The following is a 24,748-nucleotide window of genomic DNA, read 5'->3' on the forward strand; positions in this document are numbered from 1 at the left end:
AAAAAAGACTGTGACATCTTTTTCATCACAGTCTTATGTGTGAGTGTGATAAAAAAGATACCCTGTTTTGAAAGTGGAAAATCAACGATGCAGAAAAATTTTATTGTTTTCTTTTGCTAAAGGGTCACTGCAGCATCCATTCCAGATACTCTGCTCCTGTAATTTTCCTCGTTCTTAATTTTTCCTTTTGGCTATACCACTCTTTCAATAATTTTTCCACTTCCTCAAAATTATCAAAAAGCAGAATCGTGTCAATCGGAACGCTCCCGCCGCAGCCATGTTCCCAGTCATACCAAATCATCAAGCGAATAATGTCCTCCGGTGTTTCTGCCCTTGTAAAGAAATTTTCTTCGCGAACATTCAACGCTTTGGCTATGTCTTTGGTTCTGCTCTCTTTGGGCGTTCGGAATCCTGATTCATATTGGGCAATGCGATTTGCTGCGTTTCCATCCAAGTGCAGTCGTTCTCCCAGTTCCCGCTGCGTTAGTCCTCTGTGCTTACGAACCAGCTTGATTTTCTCTCCCAGCTTCATAGCTACCTCTTTCCGATAAAAGTGAAAAAGGGCATACCCAATCGAAGATGCCTTATCTCCGATTGGGTATGCCCTCTTTATTTTTATGCCAGCCGCATGGTCTTTTTGTAGCCGCCGATGAACCGTATTTCAATTTCATTGCGTGCCCTTACTGTAATTTTCTCAATAATTCTCGCGGTCAGCGCATCGTCATATTCTTGAATTTGCAGATCCTTGGCTGACAGCAGCATCTCCGGCTGGCTGACTTTTTCCTGTCGGGCGTTGCTGTCCTCGATGGCTTTTTTCAGACTCTTAATTTTATTATTCAGCTTTTTCAACCTGTCATCCAGAAACGGGGTATCCTCATCGAGCTCCAAAGACATTTCCAGCAGACGGTCAAATTACTGCTGGGTCTGTTCCAGCAGCTCCTGCAAATTGGGCTTTGTACTTTCGCCGTCTGTATGTCATGAAGGATGCCGTTGATCTGAGCAGCGACCTCATCGGTGAAGTTTGCTGCCAAATCCTGCACCGCTTTCAAAATAGCACGGTGCAGTTCTTCTTCCGGGAGGGACGGTGAACTACTGCAGAATTTCGTGCCATACTCGATGCGGTTCTCGCACCGCCAGACAATTTGTTTTCTGCCGTGGATAGTAGGCATGATATTACCTCATTTCAGCCGTTCACACAACGGCTGATTTTATCTTTTTAGTACATCATGAATTTTTCTTCAATCTACGAGCACGCTTCTTCAATAGACGTACCAGCCTCCAGCGATCAATTCGCTTAGGCATCTTTTGATAAATTTCCCGATAATCTACTGTTTCTGGAATCCACCGTCCGTTTTGAGTAATGCTGTGCCCATCAAGCAGATGAAGGAAGAAGGATGCTTCGATGATTACGGAAATAGAATTGCTTGCACCGGAGCCAATATGATTGTGTTGGTACAGATTACGAGGCCCCTGAAAGAAACCCATAAGCATATACCTGATGCCGTCCTGCTCATTGCGCTCCGATTCGTTTTTCAGATCATTGATTGCAATAAGGGGAGCCCTCTTTATTTCGCCGGTTTGCTTGTCTATTTCAAAAGAAAGTGCTCTTGTCGCCAGATCGAATCCATGCGAATCCAGGCCTGACTTCTTTTTGAGATAATTTTCCACAGCCACGAAGGCTTCACGTGCTGCCGACTCAAACTCGGATTTATATATGAGTTGCACCGCATCCGATAACGCTGCGTGGATATTGTATACCTCAAAAAATCCTTTGAGCTTCTTTAGCGAATATGGCATTAAACTGCCGCAACAAGGACAGAATGTAAAATCATAAAAGTCAAACCCATATGTACCGTTGCGATATTCCCTAAGTTGCTTTTTTCTGGGTGGAAGAGAACACCCATTAGGACAAGCGTATTCTTCTCTCCTCATTGCTTTCACCTCATTTCAACTACTCACTTACCCGCTGGAAAGATTACAATTTCAAAGGATAAGCATCCAGCTTGTTTTGCGCATTTATGTAGGATTTATAAATATTTTTGATTCCGGCTTCTTTTGCCATGCTTACAACAAGATTTTCCTCTGCTACGCCCATTCGCAGACCAAGAATTATGCCATTGGGGATCCATTCCATCATAATCGGCGGTTTCATAATGCAGCCGGTAATCATTCGCCATTCTTCATCATATTTATGGCACTCTTTTTTGATCAGAGTCGTTCTTTCTTGTTCCCATAGCACATTTCCCATCTCTACATATAGCTCTTGAGGAATCTGAGTTTTTGCTGTCTCTGCTATTTTGCGGAGCATAACGAATTTTGCAAATTTCGTTGCATCATAAGGCGTGTCCGAATAATAAATCGGATATAGCGGCGTTCCGTAGTTCTTGATTCCGCAATTTGCGCATTTTTCTTGTTTACCGCATAAAAAGTTGTCTTCATTTTCAAGATCGTAGATTTGCACAAAACCTCTGTGCTGATCTGCATATTTCAGCCACAGAACCTCATTAAACCCATTTTCGGAGAAACAAACTGACCACGTATCCTTTTTAACTTCATCACGGAGTGAAAGCGCTGCATTCAGAAAGCTTTCGGTAAGCCCGTGAGAAAGCGCGTTTGTCACATTCTCAACCGTAAACTGCGCTGCTTGCTCCTCAGAGAGAATATTCCCAAGCAATGACTTAACACCATCCACAACAGCTTCTGTACTTTCCGGAGTCTGGAATGCACTTAAATACTCTTTCCGGATTGCCTCAATGTCGATGTGAAGAAAGGTATCGAAAGGGTCATCATAATAATTCGCAGAAGAAAAATAGAGCTTATTCGTTCTGAGGGCATCCAAGCTCTTTGTGCTGACAGGTCGATACCGGAAAAGCAGCTTCGGATACTTAATTGCTTTGAAAAGCTGTTCTCGTTCTGCCACAATATCATTTCCTGGCAAAGAACATAATGTTTGCCAGAAGTGTTCTCGATCATTGTGATTCATTGATGCCCCTCCTCTCAATTATCAAATACGATTTGTAATCCGAAACAAAACCAACACTATCAGATTTATGAAAAATCACCCATTTGTGTTTGCGGATATAAAAAACCACGCAACAAACTGTCTCAACAGACCGTTCAGATTGCGTGAGTTCTTTCAAAATTTTTTTGCAGGTTATTTTTGTTATTTCCAAAATGGATTTTCGATCTTACGGATGAATAGCTTTTACCCCTTCGAATCCAAATTGGCTTAAGGTTTTAGCAAACGAGCGGTATATGTCTGACGCATTAGATTTATCGGATAGTCCCATAGTATAAACCCAAATTTTCTTTCTCTCTTCATAAATATGTACATCTACAACAGAAATATCTTGCTCTATCTGGGTCACTCTTTGCAATCTCATCAAAAGTTTTTCTACTTGATAAGGCTGTGTGCTTTTTACATAACTAAAAGCAAATACTACTCCGTCAAAGCATCTTCTACTTTCAGCATTCTGCATCAGTGGTCGGCTGGTTTGAACAGCATCTTCCAAGTTAGTTAGCTTTTGGAGGATATATTTCAGAACCGTTGCATTCCCATCATCCTCCTGACTTATAGATTGACTTTCAGAAAATTCTATAATTTGTCTGTCCTTTAAGACATCATGCAACACATTATATATTGGACTCTCTGTCTTATCGTAGTCAATTTCTTTCTCTGCTGCTGCAATATTTTCTCTTAACTCAATTACTCCACGTGCATCATTTTGGTAAAAAATTGTTCGCTCCATAACTATATCTGATGGCAGCGGTGTTCCCTTCTCCGCAATCATTATCACTGGCTTTCCGAGACTATGCCGAAGCGCCAATTCATACATTACATTCGGATTCCTGTTTGTCAGGTTCGCAACAACCAATTTTGCAGAGTATATCTCGGTAATGATTTGCTTTGTTATTGAACCTGGTTCACTAATCCTGTGAGCAACAACCAAATCATATTTATCTTCTAATGCAGGTCTTAATGCTGCATCAATGATGCCTTCTATATGACGTCGGATAGGATCTGTGTCATCTCCTATTGGTGTAATAATAAAGCATTTATCCTTATTGGCCATGCTCATGCACTTCCTATTTGTAAATAGATTTTAGGTAACTACAGCAGTTTTTCTCTGACGTTTTCCTTTATTTCATTTTTTGCGGACGATAGATAATTTTCTGTTCAAGATAGCTTCTTTACCTCTGCTTCAAATGCACTTTCCGTCATATTAGCACGGTGCGCAGCTTCTTTAATGCTCAGTAACCCATCCTTGACAAGCCCTGCAAGAACAGCAACCGCACCCTCGGTTTTACTCTCGTTCATCATATCCTCAACTGCTTTGCACACATCAATCACCTCCGCGTCCTCTGGAATGTCCAGAGGTGTGTTCGTTACAGCTTTGATTACTCGCGCCGCGTTCGCTTCCATAAGCATACGCGGGTTGTCGGTCAAAAATTCTGTCAATCGTTTTTTGTCTTTGGAATACTTGATGTACCCGATTACCTCTCGGAGACTTGTCGAGAATTTCTCCAAGTCCTCTTTGCTCAGTTTTGCCGGGTCAATCAAGTGGATCTGATAATCTTGCACAAAGTTCAGCAGACTCTCATTCTTGACTGCCATCATTTCATGCAAAGACAGCGGGCCATCCCACTCGTTCGCTCCAAAGTGCAGCACCAACGTAATGACAGGTGTGATCTTATCGTCCTTATAGAATCCGGACAGGTACTCGCCCCGGCTGTGTCCTTTCGAACCATCGGTGCGATGCTTTGCTGCTATATCAGTGACCTGCTTTCCGTACTGGAGTGCATCATAAATAATGTTGCGTACCGGCATTGCATAGTGGATATTCGTTTGGTTTTCGATGCCCAAAAGGATGTAAGCCGCTTCGCCGTCCTGCTTGATGACTGCCGATTTCAGCACATCACGGTATTTTTGTGCCACATCATCCGTCTGGTTTCCGCTCTCGTCCTGCGCACCAAACGGCAAAGCTATTTCTGTTGTGTCCAATTCCTGCAACTGCGCTGGATCAACAACTGCCTTACCGCCATAAATCAGATAGTTAAATGCATCTGCAAACACAGTATTTTCTTTCATATAGGCTTTTGTGACCGTATCAGCTAATCCCATTGGTGTACACCTCCCCTTTTTACTTCTTGTTCTTTGTCTCTATCTTACCATAAAGCGTTCTTTTTATCAAGTTTTGTTTCACTCCAGATTCTTAATTTTCTGCGAGCGGTAGTCCATAATGTGTTTCACTCAAGGTTCCTTATTCTAGCGGCATTGCTTTCTCATATCCACCAATGAACTGTATTTCAATTTCATTGCGCGACCTCACCGTAATTTTCTCAATAAGCCTCGCAGTCAACGCATCATCATATTCTTGGATTTGTAGGTCTTTGGCTGACAGCAGCATCTCCGGCTGGCTGGCTTTTTCCTGCTGGGCGGCGGTGTCCTCGATGGCTTTTTTCAGACTCTTAATTTTATTATTCAGCTTTTTCAACCTGTTATCCAGAAACGGAGTATCCTCATCAAAGTCCAAGGACATTTCCAGCAGACGGTCAAATTCCTGCTGGGTCTGCTCCAGTTGCTCCTGCAAATTTGGCTTTGTGCTTTCGCCGGTCTGGATGTCATGCAGGATGCCATTAATCTGGGCAGCGACTTCATCGGTGAAGTTTGCCGCCAAACCCTGTACCGCTTTCAAAATGGCGCGGTACAATTCTTCTTCCGGGATGGACGGCGAGTTACCGCAAAATTTTGTTCCGTACTCGATGCGGTTCACGCACCGCCAGACGATTTGCTTTCTGCCGTGAATATTCCAAGTCACTCTCTTGTAAGGGCTGCCGCAGTCACCGCAGAACAGTCGCTCGGACAAGGCGTACTTGCTGTTGTAGCGGCCACGGCGGCGCTTGCGTTGGTTGGCTGCCGACTTGCTGTTTCGGCGGGCAATCTCAGCTTGCACCTCTCGGAACATCTGTTTGCTGACAATGCCCTCGTGGTAATTTTCAATGTAATATTGCGGGAGCTGCCCGGTGTTTTTCTTATGTACACCCGTCAGCACATCCTCGGTAAAGGTCTTTTGCAGTAATACGTCACCACAGTATTTTTCATTTTGCAGGATGCGTTGGATGCTTTGCGCTGACCATGCGGTGTTGCCGCGGGCTGTGAGCGCACCCGCGGTTTCCAGCTTTGCCTTGATGCTTTGCAGGCTGTCGCCCTGCAAGTAGCGGTTGAAAATCAGCCGAATGATTTCAGCTTGTTCCGGGATGATTTCGGGCTTGCCGTCCGCCCCTTTTCGGTAGCCGATGATTCTGCCGTAAGGAAATGCAAATTTGCCGTGCTTATATCCCATGCGTTTGCCGCGCGCTACATTTTGAGAGATGGATTCACTCTCAGCCTGTGCAAAGGCGCTCAGTACGGTAATGATCATCTCAGAGTTCATGGTGGCGGTGTTGATGTTCTCTTTTTCAAATACCACCGCGATTCCCATCTGCTTCAGCATTCGGACGTATTGGATACTATCAAGCGTGTTGCGGGCAAACCGTGAAATAGATTTCGTCAGGATAAGGTCGATTCTGTGCTTCTTGCAGTCCCGAATCATCTGGTTGAAACCATCGCGCTTCTTTGTATGCACACCGGAAATACCATCATCTGCGTAAATGCCCGCGACCTCCCACTCCGGAGTTGATTCAATTTTCTCGGTGTAGTACAACTTCTGGATTTCAAAACTGCCCTGCTGTTCTTCTTCCTCGGTGCTAACACGGCAGTAGGCAGCTACCCGCAGCTTGCGCACGGCATTTTTTCGTCCGGCGCTTTCCCGCATTGAGGCGGGAATCTCAACGATTCTCATGTTATTCACAGCTTTTCCCCTTTACACGATTTGTCCGTTTTGCAGTCTGACTTCAATGTGGGTGTCACGGTACAGAATAACCTTGCTGACGACCTCCTTATAAAAGGTATATGGAAAGCCGTCTGTCAGATCATACTCGGCACAAGCTTTTCGTATTTGCATAGTTGCCGGGTCGGCATCTCCTGCAGAGCAGAATTCATATTCCAGTTCCGCCCGGCGTAAGATTTTGGCGATTAGTGCATCGGCATTAGGCTCTGTTTCCAGCAAATCCGTTTGAATTTCTCGTGCTAGTTTGGCGGCTTTTATGGATTGGACATTGCGCTGTGTTGTTGGTGAGCGAATAACCTCTGAATGTCTCTGAGTCCACTCTAATTTTATTGTAATAGCATCAGACAATTCTTTTTCTTGGATGGGTTTCGTCCACATTCCACATTGGCGGCAAAACCATTGTTCGGTTTTAGGCCTCCAGTATAGGCGTTCTCCGCAGCATCCGCATTGCATATCTTGGCGAAACGGCTGTAAAACCGTAGAGTATGTTTGCGCTTTCCTCTGGCGAAATTTTTCTACCACGCGATATTGGGTCTCTGTAATGATCGGCGGATATTTTTCATTGCCACAGTAAATTTCATTTGCAAGGACGCGGCTCACCATGTTCTGATTCCATTTTTGAGTGTCCTCATGGTACGGCGTTTTCCTCGTTGTCATGCCCTCCGCAATTTTTCGAAGGGACTTCCCTGCTGTGTATTCCTCAAAAATATATTGCACTGCTTCGGCTTCTTCTTGAACTATAGTTGTTTTTCCGTCTGTGATTTGGTAGCCAAATGGCAGGTATCGCTTTTTCATTTTTCCGTCCGTTCCTCCGAAAGTTTCATACCATTGATGAGTTCAAATTCTATCGCCGTATTACTGACCGACACTTTTTTGACCATCTCGGTAAAAGTATGCTCATCAAAGTATGTCACCGGCGGACCGGAATCCAATATTTTCTCAATCTGCCTTGTGCTTTTCAAAGTTTGTTCAACATTCCTGCTGATGGAAGTTCTGGACAGCTGAACTCTTTTCTCGTCAAGCTGCTGTTCCATAAGGGTTTTTCGTTCTATGTATTGGGTATCTTCGATGTAACCTTGTGCATGGATTCTTTCCAAATTATGATTTTGTTTTGCAAGACGTTGAATTTCCGCATAAATAGATTCTCGTGCGGTATTCTGGTGTTCTTGTTGTGATTTTAGCTGCAAAAGGCTGTCTACCATCGGCCGGAATATCCTTGCACGATTTGCTTGCAGCTTGTTATACATATATAAAAAAGCCCGGCAAAGTTCTGTTTCGTAAACAGACTTTACCGGGCATAAGCTGGATTTATTCAAATGTTTTCTGCAGCCCCAAGCCACAGCACCATTTGCTCTGCTGGCTTGGGCAAACACAGTGCCGCACTCGGCACAGTAGATTTTCTTTGTGAATACTCGTGGAGCAGCATTGGGCACGGACATCTGCTTGGTTTTCAGAAGTTGCTGCACTTTGTCGAAATCCTCGTCCGAAACGATTGCCACATGGCTTTTATAGGCACAGTATTTCGGAAACTGGCCCTCGTTGTGGTAGGCCATGAACGGCAATGTGTCCGTGGTGCAATGTTTTTGGTGCAACGTATCGCCTTTATAGGCTTCGTTATGAAGCATGAATCGCACAGCGGAAGTGTACCACCAGCCACCCTCTTTCGGATGGTTTTCATTTAAGTAACGTGCAATTTCTGCGATTCCCACCCCGCTCAGGTACTTTTCAAAAACCAAGCGGACTACTGCTGCCTCATCCTTTTCCAGTACCAGCTGGTGATCCTGCTGCCTGTATCCGAAAGGAGTCGCACAGTTCACATAGGTTCCCGCCTGCATCTTTTTACGGATACCCCATTTCATGTTTTTGGAGATAGACAAGGATTCTTCCTGTGCAATAGCGCACATCATGCTCAGCATCATTTCCCCTGTGGCGCTATCCGTATCAAACTGTTCTTTTTCAAATTGTACTGTTACACCGATGCTTTTCAGTTCTCGGACGAGCGTCAGCAGATCTACCGTGTTCCTGGCCATGCGTGATGCAGATTTCACCAGAATACGGTCAATCATGCCCGCTCGACAGTCTTCCATAAGGCGGTTTAGTTCTGCTCTGTGCTTGATACTCGTGCCAGAGATACCTTCATCTGCATACACTCCAACGAACTCCCAGTTCGGGTTCTTCTGGATAAGGTCTTCATAGTATTCTGTCTGCACCGACATGGAATGAAGTTGTTCATTGGATTTCGTGCTGACACGGGCATAGGCTGCCACACGCAGACGCTTCGGCTGTTGCTGTATCGGCTGGATGACTTGGACTTGCAGCATACTATTCCCTCCGAGTTTGACGCTGTGACATTCTTTTTGTCACATACAACATACCCGAAAGGCAGGTCAAAAGCTATTCACGAGAACCACTAAACTTCTCGGCGCAAAACGCCGCATTTCCGGGCATAACCAACATTCGTGCGCTGGCAGATGTCCCTAGGCAATCTTCCGTTTGCGGCAGCGGATACCAGCGCGGCATAGGCCAGTGCATATTTCAGCTCCTGTTCCAGTCTTACGGGAAACGGGTCAATCCGCATCGACAGCCACCTCCCACGGCACTCTTTTTCCGCTTCGCGCGGTGCGAGCCAGGATCCGACTCTCCAACCCTGTCAGATAGAGTTCATATTGTAGATTGGTCTCGGTCGTAATCAGCACTGCACCGTAATTCTGCAGAAAGCGCAGGATGCGGTACAAGGTTGTAATGTCGTGACTCAAACGGTCAAGGCTCTGCACCATGACGACATTGACGCGCCCCTGCTGCACAGCGGTAAGCATGGCGAACAGGGCAGGCCTCCAAAATTCGGTGCCGTACTTCTGCTCCATGCAGGAGTTGACGATGATGTAGCCGCGCCTGTCGGCTTCGCGCATGACTTCTGCAAGCTGTTCTTCCAGTGCCGGCAGATTCGGTGCGGCACTGCGGGCGAACGCCCAAATTTTGTATTCTTTCATGGGTGCACCTCAGAATTGATCCATCAGCGGGAGGCGGACATCAAATCGCGGCTTGCCGAACGATGCCCGCGTGAAACGGTCACCGACAAAACGCTCCAGCCCGCTGTTGATGAGTTCGGCGTTCAGGTCACATTCAGTGGTAATAAGGTAGACATCATTCTGACGCAGAATTTCAATAACTCCCACCAGTATGTAGCTATTGCGGCTGATTTGCTCCAAATCGCGCACCATCACAGCTTCGACCCGACCGTTCTCTACTGCGTCCAGCATGGTGCGCAGACCGATGCGGTCTTTCAAGGTGTTTCCGCTGCAATGGTCAAAAGATGTGCCGCGCACAAGAAAACCGTGTCCGGCGGCTTCGTCGATAAGGTCATACAGCCGGTCAAAGGCAATGCGCGGATCGCTGTTGGCGCAGCGCACATAAATCCAGACATCGTGGTTTCGCATAAGGTACATCTCAGGTTCCTCTTTTCACAAAAAGTAATCCGGGCGCTTCTGCTCCCGGATGAATTGCTGCACATCTTCGATTTTCTCGGTGGTCGGACAGATCGGCAGTGCTGCCAGCGCGGCGTCATGATACCTGCCGCCAATGCCCGCGCGCTCATCCAGAATCGCTACCACGCAGGAATCCTGCTCGGTACGGATAGCACGGCCAAAACCCTGTCGCAGTTTTTTCTGCATTTCGGGGATGATTTCGGCGTTTATGTAGTCGCGCAGGTTCGGGTACTGCCGGCGCTCATAGTCGCTGACCGGGTCGGGTATCGGGAACGGCAGTTTGGCGATGATCAGCAGAGACACCATATCGCCGGGAAAGTCAATGCCCTCCCAGCAGGAACCGGCTGCGAACAGCACACCGTTGCTGGATTGCTTGAACTGCCGGATAATTTTGCCGCCGTTGCGCCACGCCTGATAGGTTGGGTACAGCCACTGGCCGTCCGTCAATGCGCGGACTTCTGCCATTTGGCGGTAAGACGTGAACAGCACCAGAGCATGGCCGTGGCAAGCATCGACCAGCTGAACGATTTCTTCGGCCATTCGGCGGTTATCTACCCGCGCCATTATGCGTGGTGGGAGGTATAACAGACATTTTTCCTTGTAATTAAACGGAGAATCCGCGCGGAAGTGGCGCAGCGGCCGGTAGGTTGTCAGCCCCAAAAGCTGTTCGGTGTGGCTGAAATCACCGGCCGCCGCCAAGGTGCCGGAGGTCAAAATCGCAGGTTCGCGGGTGTTCCATAGGGCGCTGCGGAGCAGCTGCGGTACGCGGCTGCTGGCGGCGCAGAACGTAGGTTTGCCATCGGCATCGTAGTCGATGTAGAGGATGCGTGTTGGAACCTCCAGCAAAAAAAGACGGAAGAAACTTTCTGCTTCTCCCAGCCTGTGCCGCAGATAGCGCGGCATCCCCAGAATCGCGCCTGCATACTGCAAAATGGCGATGCAATCGGCCAACGCTTCGCGGCGAAACGGCGTAAGCGTAAACGATACGCTGTCTTTTCTTCTCAGTCTGCTGAGATTTTGCCCGCAAGAAATGGAGAACGCAAGAAAGGTCGACCGCAAGCGCTGTTCCAGATGCAAATAGTGTGCCTGCTGCAACTGCAAACACAGGTCGTCCATATCTGCTTCAGACAGCTTTTCTGTGTACATCTGGCGGGCAGCATCGGGCAGCTTGTGCGCTTCATCCACCACCAACGCCTGATAACTTCGAAGCAAAAGTGGCTGATTTTCCATGCGGTGTGCAGCATCGGCCAACAGGTAATTGTGGTTGCAAATTTGGATATCGGGCTTCATGGAATCTCGCAGATATTGCTGATAGCGGCAATCCAAACGCATGAAACAATCTCACGGGCAGGACCGCGGCACAGAGATTCGGCAGCGGTCATACCGGGAAAGCTCCGGAATATGATCCATGTCCAAAATGTGCGCAGCAATGTTCAGGCTGTTGGTCTCCCGTTCTCTGCTTGGCTGCACCAGCGATGCTCTTTCGGCAAGGCGGGCATCGCAGACAAAGCGCTCTTTGCCCTTGCGGACAACGGCTGTGATGGGTGCGGTGATGATACCCTCGTCCAGCAAAATAGCGGACAGGTCGGGCAGATACTCTGTAAGGATAGCATCCTGCAAGGCAACGCTGGAAGTGGATATAACAATGGGCAGTTTCATTTGTTCTGGACGATTCATCTGCCAAAGGATACAGCCCACGAGGTAAGCCAGCGTTTTGCCGGTGCCTACGCCTGCTTCGCACAGGGAAATTTCCTTATTATATAAGGTATCTAAAACTTCATGGCAAAGCGCGATTTGTTCCTCGCGCACCGCCATACCGTGCCGGGGCAAAATGTCCCGGCAAATTTTCTCGGCCATACGGTGGGATTCCGCATAGCCCGTTGGATAGGTTTGCATTGGTTTACACCCCTGTTTTCCATCCCGTTTAAAGCAAAATGATGGGCAGCAGGCGCTTGGGGTCCTGCTGCCCACGATTTGCCCTAAACGGCAAAAGTAGATAGTTAAGTAAGTGTGCCACATTTGCCGCCCGCCCCCCCTGACACCGGGAACACAACAGGCAGGGTGTTGGCACACCCATTCACTGACTCCGCCGGAGTCTTACTGCTTACAACTCCGGCTCGGTCACCCCCTCTGACGCGGGAGGCCGCTGGCGTATCATTGTGGTCTTTCCCGCCGCAATTCCGGTTTGCCGGACCGCCCACTGGGGCTTGCTGGGAAAGAAAAGTACCTGTTATGCTGGATATTTGATTGTCAAGGTACAGGCATTAGCTGCCTCAAAGACGGTCAATGCGAGCCAAATCACGGAGGATGGACTTCAAATATGTCTTATCTTCTTCCTGTATGTAGGACAGCATGTGGAGAAGTGCCGCTGCTTCTTCCGGAGTAAGATACCTTGGTTGCGAATGAATCGGTGAATCAATGTATATTCCACCATGACGACCGGGCGTGCTTCCTATCTGGTATGTAAGCGACAAGATTTCCACATCGTAGCGAATCGTTCTGCGGCAGGTGCCAAAACGCACAACCAGATCATTGATTTTCACTTTTTCTGTTCTGGAAAAGAGTATCTCTATAATCTCGCGGCGTCGTTCTGACGCATTTATCGCTGACTCACCTCCTATTGGTGTGGCTCTGATTTTAGACTATCACGCTATGGGGCAAAAACCTTGCCCCTTATTTTTATTTTTTTATAAAAGAGAATCGTACAATAATCTCTGTATTTCAAGATATCAATAGTTTCCTACTTATACTGCAAATCATATAGCTCATCACTTGAAAGAAACGCAAAACGGAAAAATAACTTATAACAAAAAGAGGCCTGCATCCAAGTCCAACTGGACTTCAGAATGCAGGCTCTTTTATCATCACCTTTTATTTAGTTTTCCATCAGGCTGGATGGCCCTCTACTGCAAGAAGTTCACTTAAGGATAGAAGCGGATAATTGACGTTCGGGCAATCTTTTGCTGGCCCGATTCCAGCCACCAGAAAGCCCCCATTGAGGGCGGCTTTCACACCTGCCTCTGCATCTTCAACGACAAGGCAATCACTTGGCTTTTGGTGCAGCTTTTCTGCCGCCAGCAAAAAGACCTCCGGATCCGGTTTTGAATGTGAAATTTGATTTCCATCTACAATAGCATCAAAGAATTTTCCAATTCCAAGTTTTTCTACAATAAGCGGTGTATTCTTACTTGAAGATCCAATAGCCATCGGGATATGGACGGCATGCAGCTTTTCCAGAACTGTCCATGCACCATCTGCCAAATCCTTTGAAGTTATATTTTGTAGCAGTTCTCTGTAAATATTGTTTTTCTTTTCCGCAAGCAGAAATTTTTCCTGCTCGCTATAACAGACTGGCGAATTGCGCAGGATTAGTTTGAGACTCTCCATCCGCGAAACGCCTCGCAGCTGGTTATTGACTTCTCTATTAAAAGGAATATGCAATTCATCAGCTATGGCTTTCCATGCCATATAGTGATATTCATCTGTATGGCACAGAACACCATCTAAATCGAAAATAATAGCGTTCATAGGCAAATCCTTTTGACTGCAAATAAACAGCCTCTTGCTGTGTGCTAAAGCCTCTTGCGGTCAGCAAAAATGGTGAATTTGAACGGTTTCTGCTCCAGTTCCTTCCACGCGGACCTTTTTGTTTTTCCACTCGCAGGTAAGAACCGACTTATTTGTGGTGAAAGTACTTTTGCCTGCCGCTCCAGCGACAAGCAGAATCAGTTTAGAATTAAGATTCTGAGAAACCGGATTACCAAGAGAATCCATGCTATCGGCGTGCAGAGGAACTGCATAGCCGCCGCGGATAAAAACAGGGAATTTCATATCTGCCGTCGTAGAAATTGTCTGGCAGCCATGATAGCATTTTCCCGTAAAAAAGGCGTACCATTCGCCCTCCGGCAGATAGACTTCTCTTGCAGTTTGGTTTTCTTCCAACAGCGGTGCAACAAGGATAGCATCCCCCAGAAGGAATTCGTCCTCAACTTGGCGAGCGGCTTTGTCCCGCGGCCATTCGTACACCAGCGGACGCATCATTGGGACTTTCTCTGCTGCGCACCTGAATGCAGTGGCCATCAAATAGGGCCGCAAATTCATTCTGAGCCAATGCCAAAAACGCATCTCTGTCACGAATTTAGGAGAATTATAGACTGCTGCCATATTCCACGGGCTGCGTTCATTGTTTCCCTCGCCGCCAGGCATCAATTCTTTGAACTGACCGCCATCGGGTTCAGAATGCCATTGCATAATTGGCGTAAAACACGCCAGCATCGTTGCACGGCGATAGAGATCCAACGTCGGAAGCGGCCCTGCAAACCCGGCAAGATCAAATCCCCAGAACAGAATGCCGCTTAAAGCTGCACTAAGCCCTGCGGAAAGGACATGCCGCAGTTCATCATTTGTGGACTGCTGATCCCCGCCCCAATGGCACGGTGTTGTGTGCTGTCCCATGTAGCCTGCACGGCTGAAAAGAACATGATTATCGCCAAGAAATTTGGTATATGCCTTCGTGTATTGCTGCGGATAGCAGTTGCGGCTTTCCTTGCCCGTGCTGCCGTCATAAAAGGAGACTTCATCTGTGCAAACAAATTCGCCGCCATCGGTTTTGAATCCATCTACGCCCATGTCAAGCAGGTACTGTCTTTTCCCGAACCATGTTTTGCAAGTTTCAGGATTTGTAAAATCAGGGATCATCGAGCCGGGGAACCAATGTCCTTCCGGAATCTTATAGGGTGTCCCATCCAAGTTATGAATACACAGGGAGCGTTTTACTGCATCCTCCCGATTCAAATCATTCTGATGATTTCTGATTTCATCATCGCCTTGCTGCTTATACACCGGGACCTGCCAGAGCACCAGATGAAGTCCTGCCTTATGCAGCTTTTCAATCATTTCTTGTGGGTTCGGCCAATAGGCGCTTTCCGAATAGTCAAAGTCATCTACTGCAAAAGGCGCTCCGTTCGGCCTTTCCTTATATTTGGCACCATTAAAAATGTAAAAGGTTGCTTCATCGCTCCATGCTTCAAGAACCAGCACGGTAGCCGGGAATTGATACTTCTTCAGAAGTTCAATCTGTTTTTCCGTTTCCTTTTGCGTATTCCAATGGTTTGCAGAAATCCACGGCCCGAAGACCCAGTCAGGCGGAAGAATCGCAGGCCCGGACAAAGACATATACTCAGAAATTAGTTTTTCAGGCGTTCCTGCGTTGAATATAAACTTACAATTGCCGGGCGCATGAACCGTTATGACGCTTTTCTGTGTGAAATCGAATATCAATGTGCCACCAGACAATGTACAGAAAGAGAACCCTGTATCCGTGAAAAAGAACGGCGAGGGACAATAGCTTTTATCCCCTTGATTACAGAACTTTTCTTCCACCTCGATTTTCACGATGCGGTCATTCTGGTTGAGTCCATTATACCGTTCACCCATTCCATAAACTGCTGAATACGCAAGACTCATGGTGAGCAGCTTTGTCTGTTCATCCCAGCATATAGAAGCCACCTGACCGTCTACTGGTATGTTCAGATTGGCATCGTTCTTATTAGGCTCCCACTCAATCATATGCTTTTATCCTTTCACGCCGCCAACCGTAAGGCCTTCTTTGAAATACTTCTGCGCAAAAATATAAACGATCAGAATCGGAATAATCGAAATCAGTGCGCCTGCCATTGTCAGGTTGTACTGATTCTTGTACTGGCCGGACAACGTGCTCAGCAGCAGTGGAAGCGTAAATTTGCTTCTGTCACTCAGCAAAACCAACGGCAGTAGGTAATCATTCCACATGTCCATAAATGCAAGGATTGCCAGCGTTGCCATAGCGCTGCCGCTCATGGGCAGTATGATTTTGAAAAAAATGCGCCACATGCTCGCGCCATCAATAACGGCTGCTTCGATATAGGCATCGTTGATCGTCATCATTTTCTGCCGCATCATAAAAATGGCAAAGGCATTAAACAGCTGCAACAGCATAAACGCATTTAAGCTATTGGTAAGGTGCATATTCGTCATAATAATGAACAGCGGAATAAAAGTGATCTGCGACGGAATCATCAGCGCCGTAACATAAATACCAAAGACCGCATTACGTCCCTTGAACGGAATTTTTGTCAGTGCAAATGCAGCCATCGCGGCACACAGAAGCCGCACTGCCGTGCAAAGAACAGACACGTAAAAGCTGTTGAAGATAGAGCCCACAAATTCCGGCATAGCAAAAAGTTTTTTGTATGCATCAAGTGTCGGTTCTTTTGGAATCCACTCCACGGGAATGCTCATAATAGCGCCGCGGCCTTTTAAGCTGGTGATAATCATCCAATAAAACGGGATGCAGACAATTATGGCCACCAACAATCCCAGTACATAAAATGCCACTTTTCCAATGATTCGTCTTTGTTTCAGCCCTGTCAAAGAAGATGTTTTAGCGTTAGTCATCGTAGTTCACCCACTTGTTCTGAAGTTTCATCTGAACCATTGTCAGAAGCAGCAAAATCGCAAACAGAATCCAGCTATATGCGGCAGCCGTACCCATTTCATAGTAACGGAAGCCGCACTTATAAATGCGTTCAACCATCACCATTGTCGAGCCAAGCGGGCCACCATCGGGGGTCATGATCATAATCTGCGTAAACAGCTGGAAGGAGTTAATCAAGCTGATAATCAAGACAAAGAAAAGCGTAGGAGTCAGCAATGGCAATGTAATTCTTGTAAACTGTTTGATTTTGCCGGCACCGTCGATTGCCGCCGCATCGTAGTATTCCTGATTGATTCCCTGAAGGCCAGACATCAGCATAAGGCCAAAGTACCCCATATCCTTCCAGACCGAGGCAAGAACGATTGCGGGCATTGCCCACTTTGAGCTTTGAAGCCACGAGGGCCCCTCAATTCCGAACAAGGCCAGAATATTGTTAATAGCACCATACTCAGGACTAAGAACCCATTTCCAAATCAATGCGCCCGCAACCCATGAGGTGATAACCGGGATATAGTAAAGAACGCGGAAAATTCCAACACCCTTTACATGACTGTTCAAAATGAGCGCCACAATCATGGAGGCAATAAGCATCAAAGGAATGTAGAGGATCACAAATTCCAGCGTGTTTCCAATCACCTGATAAAACTCTTTTGATGTGAGAATTTCCTTATAGTTCTCGATCCCTACGTAGAATCGATCCATGAATCCGCTAAAATCACTGAACAATGTCAGTTCGCTCAATCCATCCCAACTGGTCAGGCTGACAAAAATTTGCATAATCATTGGGATGATACTGAACACAACAAAACCAGCCAAACTTGGAAGCAAAAATGGTAATGCTGTTTTCCAGCTTGCCAATCGGGAATTTTTCATATTCTATAAACCCTCCGATAAAAATACGGGGACAGGCTCCCGCCTGCCCCCGTCAAACTATTTACTTGGTCAAATCGATTTTCTGTTCGCACTCAGCCTGCATATCCTTCAGCGCCTGCTCCGGGGTGACAGTGCCGGCGGCCGCAGCGCTCAAATGCTGACCAACGATGTCCTGCAGCTCTGCATACTGGGTGATAACAGGAGGAGTCACAAGGTAATCAAGGCTCTTAAAGACCGCTTCGCGATTTGCCGGAGGAGTCTTTTCTTTGTACTGAGCGATGATATCCTCGTCCTGAACCGGAGGCAGCTCCCAGCCTGCGTCCAAGCGGATCTGCGTTGCTTCACGGTTGGAGGAAATGTAGGTGATGAACTTAACGGCTTCATCAGCAACCTGAGAATCTTTGGAAACGACGTAACCGTTGGAGAAGAAGTGCGTAGCCTTCTGAGTGTGACCAGGTTCAACAACGATATCCCAATCAAAGTCGCAATTGCTCGTATATTCGGGGAATGCCCAAATACCCGTCACAATCATGCCAAGGCGGCCAGACTCAAACAGGTCCCAGTCACCCATGCCTGCCATCTGCTCCTCGGTGGGCATAACATTGGTTTTCTGCTGCATGTCAACCATGTACTGCAGCGTTTCAATGTTTTCCGGGGTATCCATCGTGAACTCCGTAAAGTCATCATTGAAAAGGCTGCCGCCGTTCTGCTTAACGGTCTTATAGAACTCGTTGAAGGAAATGGGATGATAATAGCCAAAGATATTATCACCCAGCGCACGGATTTTCTCCGCCGCAGCCATTGCATCCTCCCACTTCCAGTCATCCGTGGGATAGTCGATACCGGCCTGATCAAACAGATCCTTGTTGTAAATCAGCACAACATTCGAGAAGCTATCAGGAACGCCATACTGTACGCCGTCAGCACTGAACGCTTTCAGGGCCATATCGTTGTAGATAGAGGTGTCGATGCCGTCTTTGGTCAGGATGTCATCCAGCGGCATCAATGCGCCCTTCTTTGCGTAGGAGACGAAATTCTGGTAATCCAGTTCAAAAACATCGGGAGCCTGGCCACCGGAAACCTTCGCCGTCATCTGCGTAAAGTAGTCGTCATAGCCATAGGTCTGCAGGTCGATGGCGACATTGGGGTTTTCTTTCATATAGTTGTCAACCATCTGCTGCAGATACTGCTCGTTGTCTCCGGACCCGGAGTACTGTGCAAACGTGATTGTCACAGGCTCATTAGAAGCCTCCGATGCTGCCGTGCTTTCCGTAGAAGCTGCATCAGAAGAGCTTGCCACGGTACTTGTAGACGAGGCTGCCGAACCGCAGGCACTGAGTGCAAGCATTGCGGCCATCGAGCATGCCATGTAAGAAATCGCCTTTTTCATTGTTTTTCCTCCTTGTATAAGTAGTGGAACACTTGATTTTTTGCTCTTCTTCGCTTACACTTATTATAGAAGAGCAATAAGACGCTCTTTGGATTTGGGCTGCACAGACTTTGGACGGTTGGTGCAGTCCTTTTTTATTCCTCCCCTCTCATATCTCGAACGGATTCCCGGCGAGAAAGGCTAACCGGAATAATAACCTCTCGCTTTGTCATATCCGCGTCTTGAATGTTATCTAAAAGCAGTTCAACTGCTTTTTCACCTTTTTGAGAAATTTCTTGGCGAACCGTTGTCAGCCCTGGTGTCAGGTATTTAGAAATTTCCAAATCGTCAAATCCAACGATAGAAATGTCATTGGGAACCGAAACTCCCTGTTCGTAGAACCCCTTCATAGCTCCAATAGCTAAGATATCTGCGGTAGCAACTACTGCTGTGACATCCTTATTTTCATTGCACAGTTTACGTGCAAGCTCGATGCCACTATCGTAATCAACTTTGCCTTCGTAAACAAGCGTGGGATCATATGGGATTCCGGCTTCTTCCAGTGCCTGTTGGTAGCCGCAGAGTCTTTTCTTTATGACACCGTTTTCTTTGATTTGACCGCAGAAAAAAGCAATTTTTTTATGCCCATATCCAATCACATGATTGGTAGCCAGATAACTTCCATAGGCATCATCAATTCGTATGCTATGGTAATAATGATCGTTACAGTAGCTGTCAATCAATACAATGGGGATTTGTGTTTTCTTCATTTGACGGTAAAAGTCATCCGGGTACATACCGATAACAATAATTCCGTCAAGGTTTCTCTCTTTAGCCAAAGTTAAGTAGCTTTCATTTACATCCGTGGCTGAAATAATCACATGATAGCCATGCTGTCTTGCGTGATACTCAATGCTGCCAACGATTTCACTGTAAAAATCATTTTGTAGCATCAGTTTGCTGCCGGGCTCGGTCTGTGGAATGACAATTCCAATCAGCTTTGAATCTCTACTGGACAGGCTTCGCGCACTGAGATCGGGAACATAATTCAAATCCCGAATCGCATCGTACACACGGGTCTTGGTCTGCTCGGAGATTGATTTCTTGTCATTCAAAACATAAGACACCGTAGCCGTACTGACTTGGGCACGCTCTGCCACATCTTTTAGTGTTGCGCGTCTTGCCATATCGACTCCACCAATCTTACGGATTTAGTTTAAGCGTTTAACTCTTTTCTCTGGCATTACAATACCACGTGGGCAGCAAAATGTCAACAGTTAATTAAATTAACCTGTTATTTATGGAAAAATATTGTTGACTATGCTGAACATTCCTGTTATATTGATGATAGTAACAAGGTTAATCGCTTAATCTTATTTGTGTGCTCATTTCACTTTATAAGGGGATTCACTATGGACAAGTATCTGCCAACCGGCAATGATTTCGTTTCTTTGCCCCGCATCAACGAACGAACGGGCGGGATAGAGGACATAACATTCCTATATATGGCCGCAAAAGGGCTTATAGATATTCGCGGGAGCGAATCCGCACCTTTGATTCAGCCTTATGTTCATCTAAATGGAGACTGTGCTATTTCTCCAGCATGCCTTGCATGGACCCGACTTGATGATTGGCTGCCCCAGTCTACTGCACAGCTTGGCAGTCTTGAACTCAAAACCCTTTATATACCGCCTATCGATGAACGTGGTTTTGCAATTCAGATGACGGTTCATAACACTTCTGAAAGTGCAAAAGATGTTGTTATAGGGTTAAATGGATGCTGGGCCTCCTCTTGGCACTGTGTAAACGAGGACAAGCCGTTAAGTGGTAAAGCAACTTGTTTCCGCAGTGGCTGGAACAGCAGTTTGATTTTCGAATATCATGCAGGATTCCCGATGTTTGCCTTTGCCCCTATGGCCGATGCACAAACAGATTCTTCTTTTACCTGTTCCGATGATGGCAGTATTACTTACGATTTATTCCATCACTGTACAATTGCTGCCGATGGAACAGCCTCGGTCGTATTTTATTGGGGTCTCGGTTTCGAGGAAGTTGCTGCCGCAACAAGCGCCAAAGAGATGCTTCGGCAAACTTTCGATGTAGAACTTACAAAAACAAGAACTTGGCTTCAAGAGCGTCGTGTCACCTTTAATGGTGATGCAAAGCTCACACAGCTCTACAATACGAATCTGTTCTTCTGTATGTTCTTCTCAACCGGCATTACACTTGACACCGAAGAGTTGGTGCTCGTTACCAGCAGAAGCCCCCGCTACTATGTAAGTGCCGCTTATTGGGATCGAGACAGTCTGCTTTGGAGTTTCCCGGCTATTTTGGACGCCGATCCCAAACGTGCCAAAGAAATGCTTTCCTATGTATTCGGCCGACAGCGCCGAAATTTTGGCATCCATTCACGATACATTGATGGCACTGTTTTGGAGCCGGGCTTTGAGCTGGACGAACTCGTTGCCCCTCTTCTGGCGCTTGAACGCTACATTAACAAAACCGACGACAAATCCATTTTGAATGATTCCGATATTGCTCAAGGCATAAGCCTCATTTTGAATCGCCTGCGGCAGCATGAAGCCGCATCTTGCAGATTGTATGATACTTTCCTGCAGCCAACAGACGATGAGCACGTTTACCCCTATATTACATACGATAATGTGCTTGTGTGGAAAGCACTTAAAGATTTGGCCCAACTCGCACCTCAATATGCACATCTTGAAAAAACTGCCGATGAAATCAAAGATGCTATTATGACGCATTGTGTCCAAAAGGATTCAGCGGGAAAGCCTTATTTCGGATGGTCTATTGATTTGAACGGCAGTCACGATGTTTACGACGAGCCGCCGGGAAGTCTACAGCTGCTTCCCTTCTTCGACTTTTGCAGTCCCACTGATGAGATATACCGCAATACCGTTGCAATGATTCGTTCACCGGAATACAAATACAGCTTTGCTAACAGTCCAATCAACGAAATCGGGTGTCCACACGCACCTCACCCCTGGATCTTAAGTTTAGCCAATAGCTTGCTGTGCGGGCGCGTAGAACATTGCCGCGCCATTTTGGAAAAAATCTCTATGGACAATGGCATCGCATGCGAAAGCGTTGATGAAGTGACTGGTTACTGCACCACCGGCGAGGCTTTCGCTACCTGCGCAGGATTCCTTTGCCATTCTATCCGTGAAGCATTACTATAAAAGAAAGAAGGATGCTTTTATGCGTCAAGACATAATTTTGAAGCCTTGGCAAATTGAGCTTACGACAAATAGCACAAGTGACAGTTTTGAAGAAAGCACTTTTTTCACCGGGAACGGACGCATGGGCATCCGTGGATATCTTCCATTCTGGCAGGAAAAGCGCACCTTTGAGACAGGTTTGTTCGTTGCCGGTATCTTCGGTGAAATCAAACCCGGCATCACCGATTTTGTGAACCTACCTACCCCCGTATGGGGAAATATCGAATGTGATGGACATCCTATTACACTTTCCTCTCCTGTATCCAGCACCCTAGATATGAAAACAGGCGTTCGCTCACAGTCTTTTTTAGCCAAAAGCGGTGAAACCACTCTAAATATTGAGCATCAGGTGTTCTGCAGTATGTCCGATCCCTCACTGCTCGTACAGCGGCTTTCTTTCTCCGCATCACGCACCTCCAATATCTCGGTACATGCAGGAATTCATACTGCTTGTTGCAACTGCCCTGTTCCGGATGATCAGGTAAAAGAAAATCACGAAACCATCAAACTTGCCGAGCCCACCCAGCATGACATGTGCAAGGATTCTGTCGATTGTACTTTCTCCATTTTAGGTACCGGCTTGATTGTAAGAGAACAGATATCTTTCCATACTTCTTTTTCAGATTCTGAAGACTATATCTCTGATGATGTCCTTGGAAAGCAGTGGCGTGGGATTTTACAAAGCGGTCAAAATCTTGTTTTGGAAATCACCACACGCATCACCACAAGTCGAGATATCGACCCACTTATTGGGAGCAACGAAATTTCTGACACTTATGATGAACTGTTTGCAAAATCCTCTCTTGCATGGACCTCTCGATGGAGCGAGTCGGATATCGAAATTGATGGAGCTCCTGATGATCAGTCCGCTGTGCGGTACAACATTTTCCAGCTTATCACCAGCTGTTCTGCCCGCGACAGCAGCGTAAGTATCGGCGCTCGCGGATTGACGCACACACGGTATAAGGGATGCTATTTCTGGGATACGGATCTCTTTATGTTATCCTTTTTCCTGTATACCCACCCCGAAGCCGCCAAAAACTTAATGGAATATCGCGTAAGAACCCTTCCGCAGGCGAAAGAGAACGCCCAAAAGATGAACAATGCCGGTGCCCGGTATCCTTGGATGACATCTTTCGACGGTTCTGAGCAGTGCGAAAGCTGGGACATTGGTGCCAGTGAGCTGCACATTACCGCAGATATTCCTTTCGCTATGCAGCAGTACTTTGATGCCACCGGTGATGAGAATTTTCACCTGCAAGCTATGGAAGTTTACATCGAAACTGCCCGCTTCTGGTATAGCCGCTGCATCATTCATCCTGATGGCTCTGCTGACCTCATGTTCTGCAAGGGGCCTGATGAATATTGCGGCATTACCAACAACAATCTCTTTACCAATTGCATGGTAAAGTTTAATCTTGATTTGGCCATCAAGGCAGCGCTGAAGCTCAAGAAAACCAATCCCAATCGATATTCGAAGCTTTCCCTCAGCGATGAAGAAGTTCTTGCCTGGCATTCTCTGCGAGACAATCTGAAAGAATGTCGCAATCCGCAAACTGGCCGATATTTGCCGGATGAGACTTTTACTCGGCTAGAGCCCGTAGACATTAAAACGCTCAAAACCGATGACGGTGCCAGCTATCATCATGTTTGCTTTGACCGTCTGCAAAGGTATCAAGTTATCAAGCAGGCTGATACGCTGCTTCTGATGTCCCGGCTGCCTAAGAAGTTCACTCCCGAAGAGCGTCTGAACGCATGGGAAGATTTCGAGCCGTGCTGCTTGCACGATTCCACTCTGAGCTTCGCCAGCCATGCACTTTTTGCTGCACAAAACGGCCTGCAGGAAGCTGCCGAAAAATACTTCAAAAAAGCGTTGTATCTCGACCTACACGAAATCATGAACAACACCGGAAAAGAAGGTCTTCATCTTGCCTGCTTGGGCGAAACGTGGTCGAGCATTTTCTTCGGCTTCTTGGGAGCGACCTTTGATGGAGATACGCCGGTCTTCTCCCCCGTCTTACCGTCTGGATGGAAGGCACTACGAATGAATTTCTATTGGCGGGGAGAGTTCTATCGGCTTATGGTCTTTGAAGGACGTTATTCCATTTCGAGAATTTGACTTGCATTCCGTTTAATAATAATTCAAGGCCCTCCATATAATTAATTCAAATAATATGCCCTATAAGGCTCAAAATCGTCAGCTATTACGAGCCTTATAGGGCAATTTCTTTTTACCTTTTTATTTTCTTAATCAAATATCATCGTTAATTTATACGTTCCTAGGTTTAGTTTTATCATTATTTTTCTACTTTAATATCATTTGTATAGCTCCGCTTGTATATTCACAGAAAGCAAATCATGCGATGTATAAAAATAGCCCATCACACTTCAGGGATGCGACGGGCTTGAAACAACAA

At 46.6% G+C, this 24,748-nt stretch carries 23 protein-coding genes; 2 read left to right on the forward strand and 21 right to left on the reverse strand.

Annotated elements, in window-relative coordinates; all coding sequences use genetic code 11:
* Nucleotides 1-124 precede the first annotated feature (124 nt).
* From B5D32_RS04495 to B5D32_RS04585, 21 genes are all read right to left on the reverse strand, one after another.
* Nucleotides 125-532 carry a helix-turn-helix domain-containing protein gene (locus B5D32_RS04495; RefSeq protein WP_078783903.1) on the reverse strand — a complete coding sequence of 136 codons (408 nt, stop codon included), beginning with the start codon at nucleotides 530-532 and terminating at the stop codon, nucleotides 125-127.
* An 83-nt stretch (nucleotides 533-615) separates the two neighbouring features.
* Complete coding sequence (locus B5D32_RS04500) at nucleotides 616-888, reverse strand: hypothetical protein (protein ID WP_078783904.1); 273 nt, start codon at nucleotides 886-888, stop codon at nucleotides 616-618.
* On the reverse strand, nucleotides 846-1,169 hold the full coding sequence (locus B5D32_RS15745) for a recombinase zinc beta ribbon domain-containing protein (protein WP_143402670.1): 324 nt from the start codon (nucleotides 1,167-1,169) through the stop codon (nucleotides 846-848). Before B5D32_RS15745 ends, B5D32_RS04500 begins: the two co-directional genes overlap by 43 nt.
* A gap of 55 nt (nucleotides 1,170-1,224) precedes the next feature.
* Complete coding sequence (locus B5D32_RS04505; RefSeq protein WP_078783905.1) at nucleotides 1,225-1,932, reverse strand: TIGR02391 family protein; 708 nt, start codon at nucleotides 1,930-1,932, stop codon at nucleotides 1,225-1,227.
* Nucleotides 1,933-1,975: 43 nt separating this feature from the next.
* A complete protein-coding gene (locus B5D32_RS04510; RefSeq protein ID WP_078783906.1) occupies nucleotides 1,976-2,983 on the reverse strand; it encodes a DUF2971 domain-containing protein in 1,008 nt (335 codons plus the stop codon).
* Nucleotides 2,984-3,188: 205 nt separating this feature from the next.
* Nucleotides 3,189-4,073, reverse strand: coding sequence for a hypothetical protein (locus B5D32_RS04515; protein WP_078783907.1), 885 nt, complete (start codon nucleotides 4,071-4,073; stop codon nucleotides 3,189-3,191).
* Between the two features lie 104 nt (nucleotides 4,074-4,177).
* A complete protein-coding gene (locus B5D32_RS04520; protein WP_078783908.1) occupies nucleotides 4,178-5,122 on the reverse strand; it encodes an Rpn family recombination-promoting nuclease/putative transposase in 945 nt (314 codons plus the stop codon).
* 139 nt (nucleotides 5,123-5,261) lie between these two features.
* Nucleotides 5,262-6,842 carry a recombinase family protein gene (locus B5D32_RS04525; protein ID WP_078783936.1) on the reverse strand — a complete coding sequence of 527 codons (1,581 nt, stop codon included), beginning with the start codon at nucleotides 6,840-6,842 and terminating at the stop codon, nucleotides 5,262-5,264.
* 21 nt (nucleotides 6,843-6,863) lie between these two features.
* Nucleotides 6,864-7,685 carry a recombinase family protein gene (locus tag B5D32_RS04530; protein ID WP_078783909.1) on the reverse strand — a complete coding sequence of 274 codons (822 nt, stop codon included), beginning with the start codon at nucleotides 7,683-7,685 and terminating at the stop codon, nucleotides 6,864-6,866.
* The gene (locus B5D32_RS04535) at nucleotides 7,682-9,211 is read right to left on the reverse strand and encodes a recombinase family protein (protein ID WP_078783910.1); all 1,530 of its coding nucleotides are present in this window, start codon (nucleotides 9,209-9,211) and stop codon (nucleotides 7,682-7,684) included. Before B5D32_RS04535 ends, B5D32_RS04530 begins: the two co-directional genes overlap by 4 nt.
* A gap of 246 nt (nucleotides 9,212-9,457) precedes the next feature.
* Complete coding sequence (locus B5D32_RS04540) at nucleotides 9,458-9,880, reverse strand: recombinase family protein (protein WP_078783911.1); 423 nt, start codon at nucleotides 9,878-9,880, stop codon at nucleotides 9,458-9,460.
* Between the two features lie 9 nt (nucleotides 9,881-9,889).
* Nucleotides 9,890-10,336 (reverse strand): recombinase family protein, encoded by a 447-nt coding sequence (locus tag B5D32_RS04545; protein ID WP_078783912.1) that lies wholly within the window; start codon nucleotides 10,334-10,336, stop codon nucleotides 9,890-9,892.
* A gap of 15 nt (nucleotides 10,337-10,351) precedes the next feature.
* Complete coding sequence (locus tag B5D32_RS04550) at nucleotides 10,352-11,707, reverse strand: ATP-dependent DNA helicase (protein ID WP_242943396.1); 1,356 nt, start codon at nucleotides 11,705-11,707, stop codon at nucleotides 10,352-10,354.
* 9 nt (nucleotides 11,708-11,716) lie between these two features.
* On the reverse strand, nucleotides 11,717-12,271 hold the full coding sequence (locus tag B5D32_RS15475) for a hypothetical protein (protein WP_242943397.1): 555 nt from the start codon (nucleotides 12,269-12,271) through the stop codon (nucleotides 11,717-11,719).
* A 377-nt stretch (nucleotides 12,272-12,648) separates the two neighbouring features.
* Complete coding sequence (locus B5D32_RS15750) at nucleotides 12,649-13,011, reverse strand: HTH domain-containing protein (protein ID WP_078783913.1); 363 nt, start codon at nucleotides 13,009-13,011, stop codon at nucleotides 12,649-12,651.
* Nucleotides 13,012-13,261: 250 nt separating this feature from the next.
* Nucleotides 13,262-13,903, reverse strand: a complete 642-nt coding sequence (gene pgmB, locus B5D32_RS04560; protein WP_078783914.1) for a beta-phosphoglucomutase — start codon at nucleotides 13,901-13,903, stop codon at nucleotides 13,262-13,264.
* Between the two features lie 60 nt (nucleotides 13,904-13,963).
* Entirely contained in the window at nucleotides 13,964-15,943 is a 1,980-nt protein-coding gene (locus tag B5D32_RS04565) for a glycoside hydrolase family 31 protein (protein ID WP_078783915.1), read from the reverse strand.
* Nucleotides 15,944-15,949: 6 nt separating this feature from the next.
* Entirely contained in the window at nucleotides 15,950-16,810 is an 861-nt protein-coding gene (locus B5D32_RS04570) for a carbohydrate ABC transporter permease (RefSeq protein WP_078783916.1), read from the reverse strand.
* Nucleotides 16,803-17,723, reverse strand: coding sequence for a carbohydrate ABC transporter permease (locus B5D32_RS04575; protein WP_078783917.1), 921 nt, complete (start codon nucleotides 17,721-17,723; stop codon nucleotides 16,803-16,805). The genes B5D32_RS04570 and B5D32_RS04575 overlap by 8 nt, the downstream gene beginning before the upstream one ends.
* Nucleotides 17,724-17,784: 61 nt before the next feature.
* Nucleotides 17,785-18,957, reverse strand: coding sequence for an ABC transporter substrate-binding protein (locus tag B5D32_RS04580; protein ID WP_242943398.1), 1,173 nt, complete (start codon nucleotides 18,955-18,957; stop codon nucleotides 17,785-17,787).
* Nucleotides 18,958-19,247: 290 nt separating this feature from the next.
* Complete coding sequence (locus B5D32_RS04585; RefSeq protein ID WP_078783919.1) at nucleotides 19,248-20,279, reverse strand: LacI family DNA-binding transcriptional regulator; 1,032 nt, start codon at nucleotides 20,277-20,279, stop codon at nucleotides 19,248-19,250.
* A gap of 225 nt (nucleotides 20,280-20,504) precedes the next feature.
* Here B5D32_RS04585 and B5D32_RS04590 point away from each other — a divergent pair, with 225 nt between their 5' ends.
* Both B5D32_RS04590 and B5D32_RS04595 read left to right on the forward strand, forming a co-directional pair.
* Entirely contained in the window at nucleotides 20,505-22,292 is a 1,788-nt protein-coding gene (locus B5D32_RS04590) for a glycoside hydrolase family 125 protein (protein WP_078783920.1), read from the forward strand.
* A gap of 19 nt (nucleotides 22,293-22,311) precedes the next feature.
* On the forward strand, nucleotides 22,312-24,450 hold the full coding sequence (locus B5D32_RS04595; protein WP_078783921.1) for a glycoside hydrolase family 65 protein: 2,139 nt from the start codon (nucleotides 22,312-22,314) through the stop codon (nucleotides 24,448-24,450).
* Nucleotides 24,451-24,748: the final 298 nt, after the last annotated feature.

Origin of the sequence: Gemmiger formicilis (genome assembly GCF_900167555.1) — a bacterium.
GTDB lineage: Bacteria > Bacillota > Clostridia > Oscillospirales > Ruminococcaceae > Gemmiger > Gemmiger formicilis.

Excerpts from the sequence above, each read along its gene's own strand:
- B5D32_RS04540 (WP_078783911.1), bottom strand. The coding sequence starts at position 9,880 with ATGAAAGAATACAAAATTTGGGCGTTCGCCCGCAGTGCCGCACCGAAT.
- B5D32_RS04585 (WP_078783919.1), bottom strand. The coding sequence starts at position 20,279 with ATGGCAAGACGCGCAACACTAAAAGATGTGGCAGAGCGTGCCCAAGTC.
- B5D32_RS04565 (WP_078783915.1), bottom strand. The coding sequence starts at position 15,943 with ATGATTGAGTGGGAGCCTAATAAGAACGATGCCAATCTGAACATACCA.
- B5D32_RS04590 (WP_078783920.1), top strand. The coding sequence starts at position 20,505 with ATGGACAAGTATCTGCCAACCGGCAATGATTTCGTTTCTTTGCCCCGC.
- B5D32_RS04510 (WP_078783906.1), bottom strand. The coding sequence starts at position 2,983 with ATGAATCACAATGATCGAGAACACTTCTGGCAAACATTATGTTCTTTG.
- B5D32_RS04520 (WP_078783908.1), bottom strand. The coding sequence starts at position 5,122 with ATGGGATTAGCTGATACGGTCACAAAAGCCTATATGAAAGAAAATACT.
- B5D32_RS15745 (WP_143402670.1), bottom strand. The coding sequence starts at position 1,169 with ATGCCTACTATCCACGGCAGAAAACAAATTGTCTGGCGGTGCGAGAAC.
- B5D32_RS04570 (WP_078783916.1), bottom strand. The coding sequence starts at position 16,810 with ATGACTAACGCTAAAACATCTTCTTTGACAGGGCTGAAACAAAGACGA.
- B5D32_RS04595 (WP_078783921.1), top strand. The coding sequence starts at position 22,312 with ATGCGTCAAGACATAATTTTGAAGCCTTGGCAAATTGAGCTTACGACA.
- B5D32_RS04575 (WP_078783917.1), bottom strand. The coding sequence starts at position 17,723 with ATGAAAAATTCCCGATTGGCAAGCTGGAAAACAGCATTACCATTTTTG.
- B5D32_RS04535 (WP_078783910.1), bottom strand. The coding sequence starts at position 9,211 with ATGCTGCAAGTCCAAGTCATCCAGCCGATACAGCAACAGCCGAAGCGT.
- B5D32_RS04525 (WP_078783936.1), bottom strand. The coding sequence starts at position 6,842 with ATGAGAATCGTTGAGATTCCCGCCTCAATGCGGGAAAGCGCCGGACGA.
- pgmB (WP_078783914.1), bottom strand. The coding sequence starts at position 13,903 with ATGAACGCTATTATTTTCGATTTAGATGGTGTTCTGTGCCATACAGAT.
- B5D32_RS04530 (WP_078783909.1), bottom strand. The coding sequence starts at position 7,685 with ATGAAAAAGCGATACCTGCCATTTGGCTACCAAATCACAGACGGAAAA.
- B5D32_RS15475 (WP_242943397.1), bottom strand. The coding sequence starts at position 12,271 with ATGCAAACCTATCCAACGGGCTATGCGGAATCCCACCGTATGGCCGAG.
- B5D32_RS04495 (WP_078783903.1), bottom strand. The coding sequence starts at position 532 with ATGAAGCTGGGAGAGAAAATCAAGCTGGTTCGTAAGCACAGAGGACTA.
- B5D32_RS04550 (WP_242943396.1), bottom strand. The coding sequence starts at position 11,707 with ATGCGTTTGGATTGCCGCTATCAGCAATATCTGCGAGATTCCATGAAG.
- B5D32_RS04505 (WP_078783905.1), bottom strand. The coding sequence starts at position 1,932 with ATGAGGAGAGAAGAATACGCTTGTCCTAATGGGTGTTCTCTTCCACCC.
- B5D32_RS04515 (WP_078783907.1), bottom strand. The coding sequence starts at position 4,073 with ATGGCCAATAAGGATAAATGCTTTATTATTACACCAATAGGAGATGAC.
- B5D32_RS04545 (WP_078783912.1), bottom strand. The coding sequence starts at position 10,336 with ATGTACCTTATGCGAAACCACGATGTCTGGATTTATGTGCGCTGCGCC.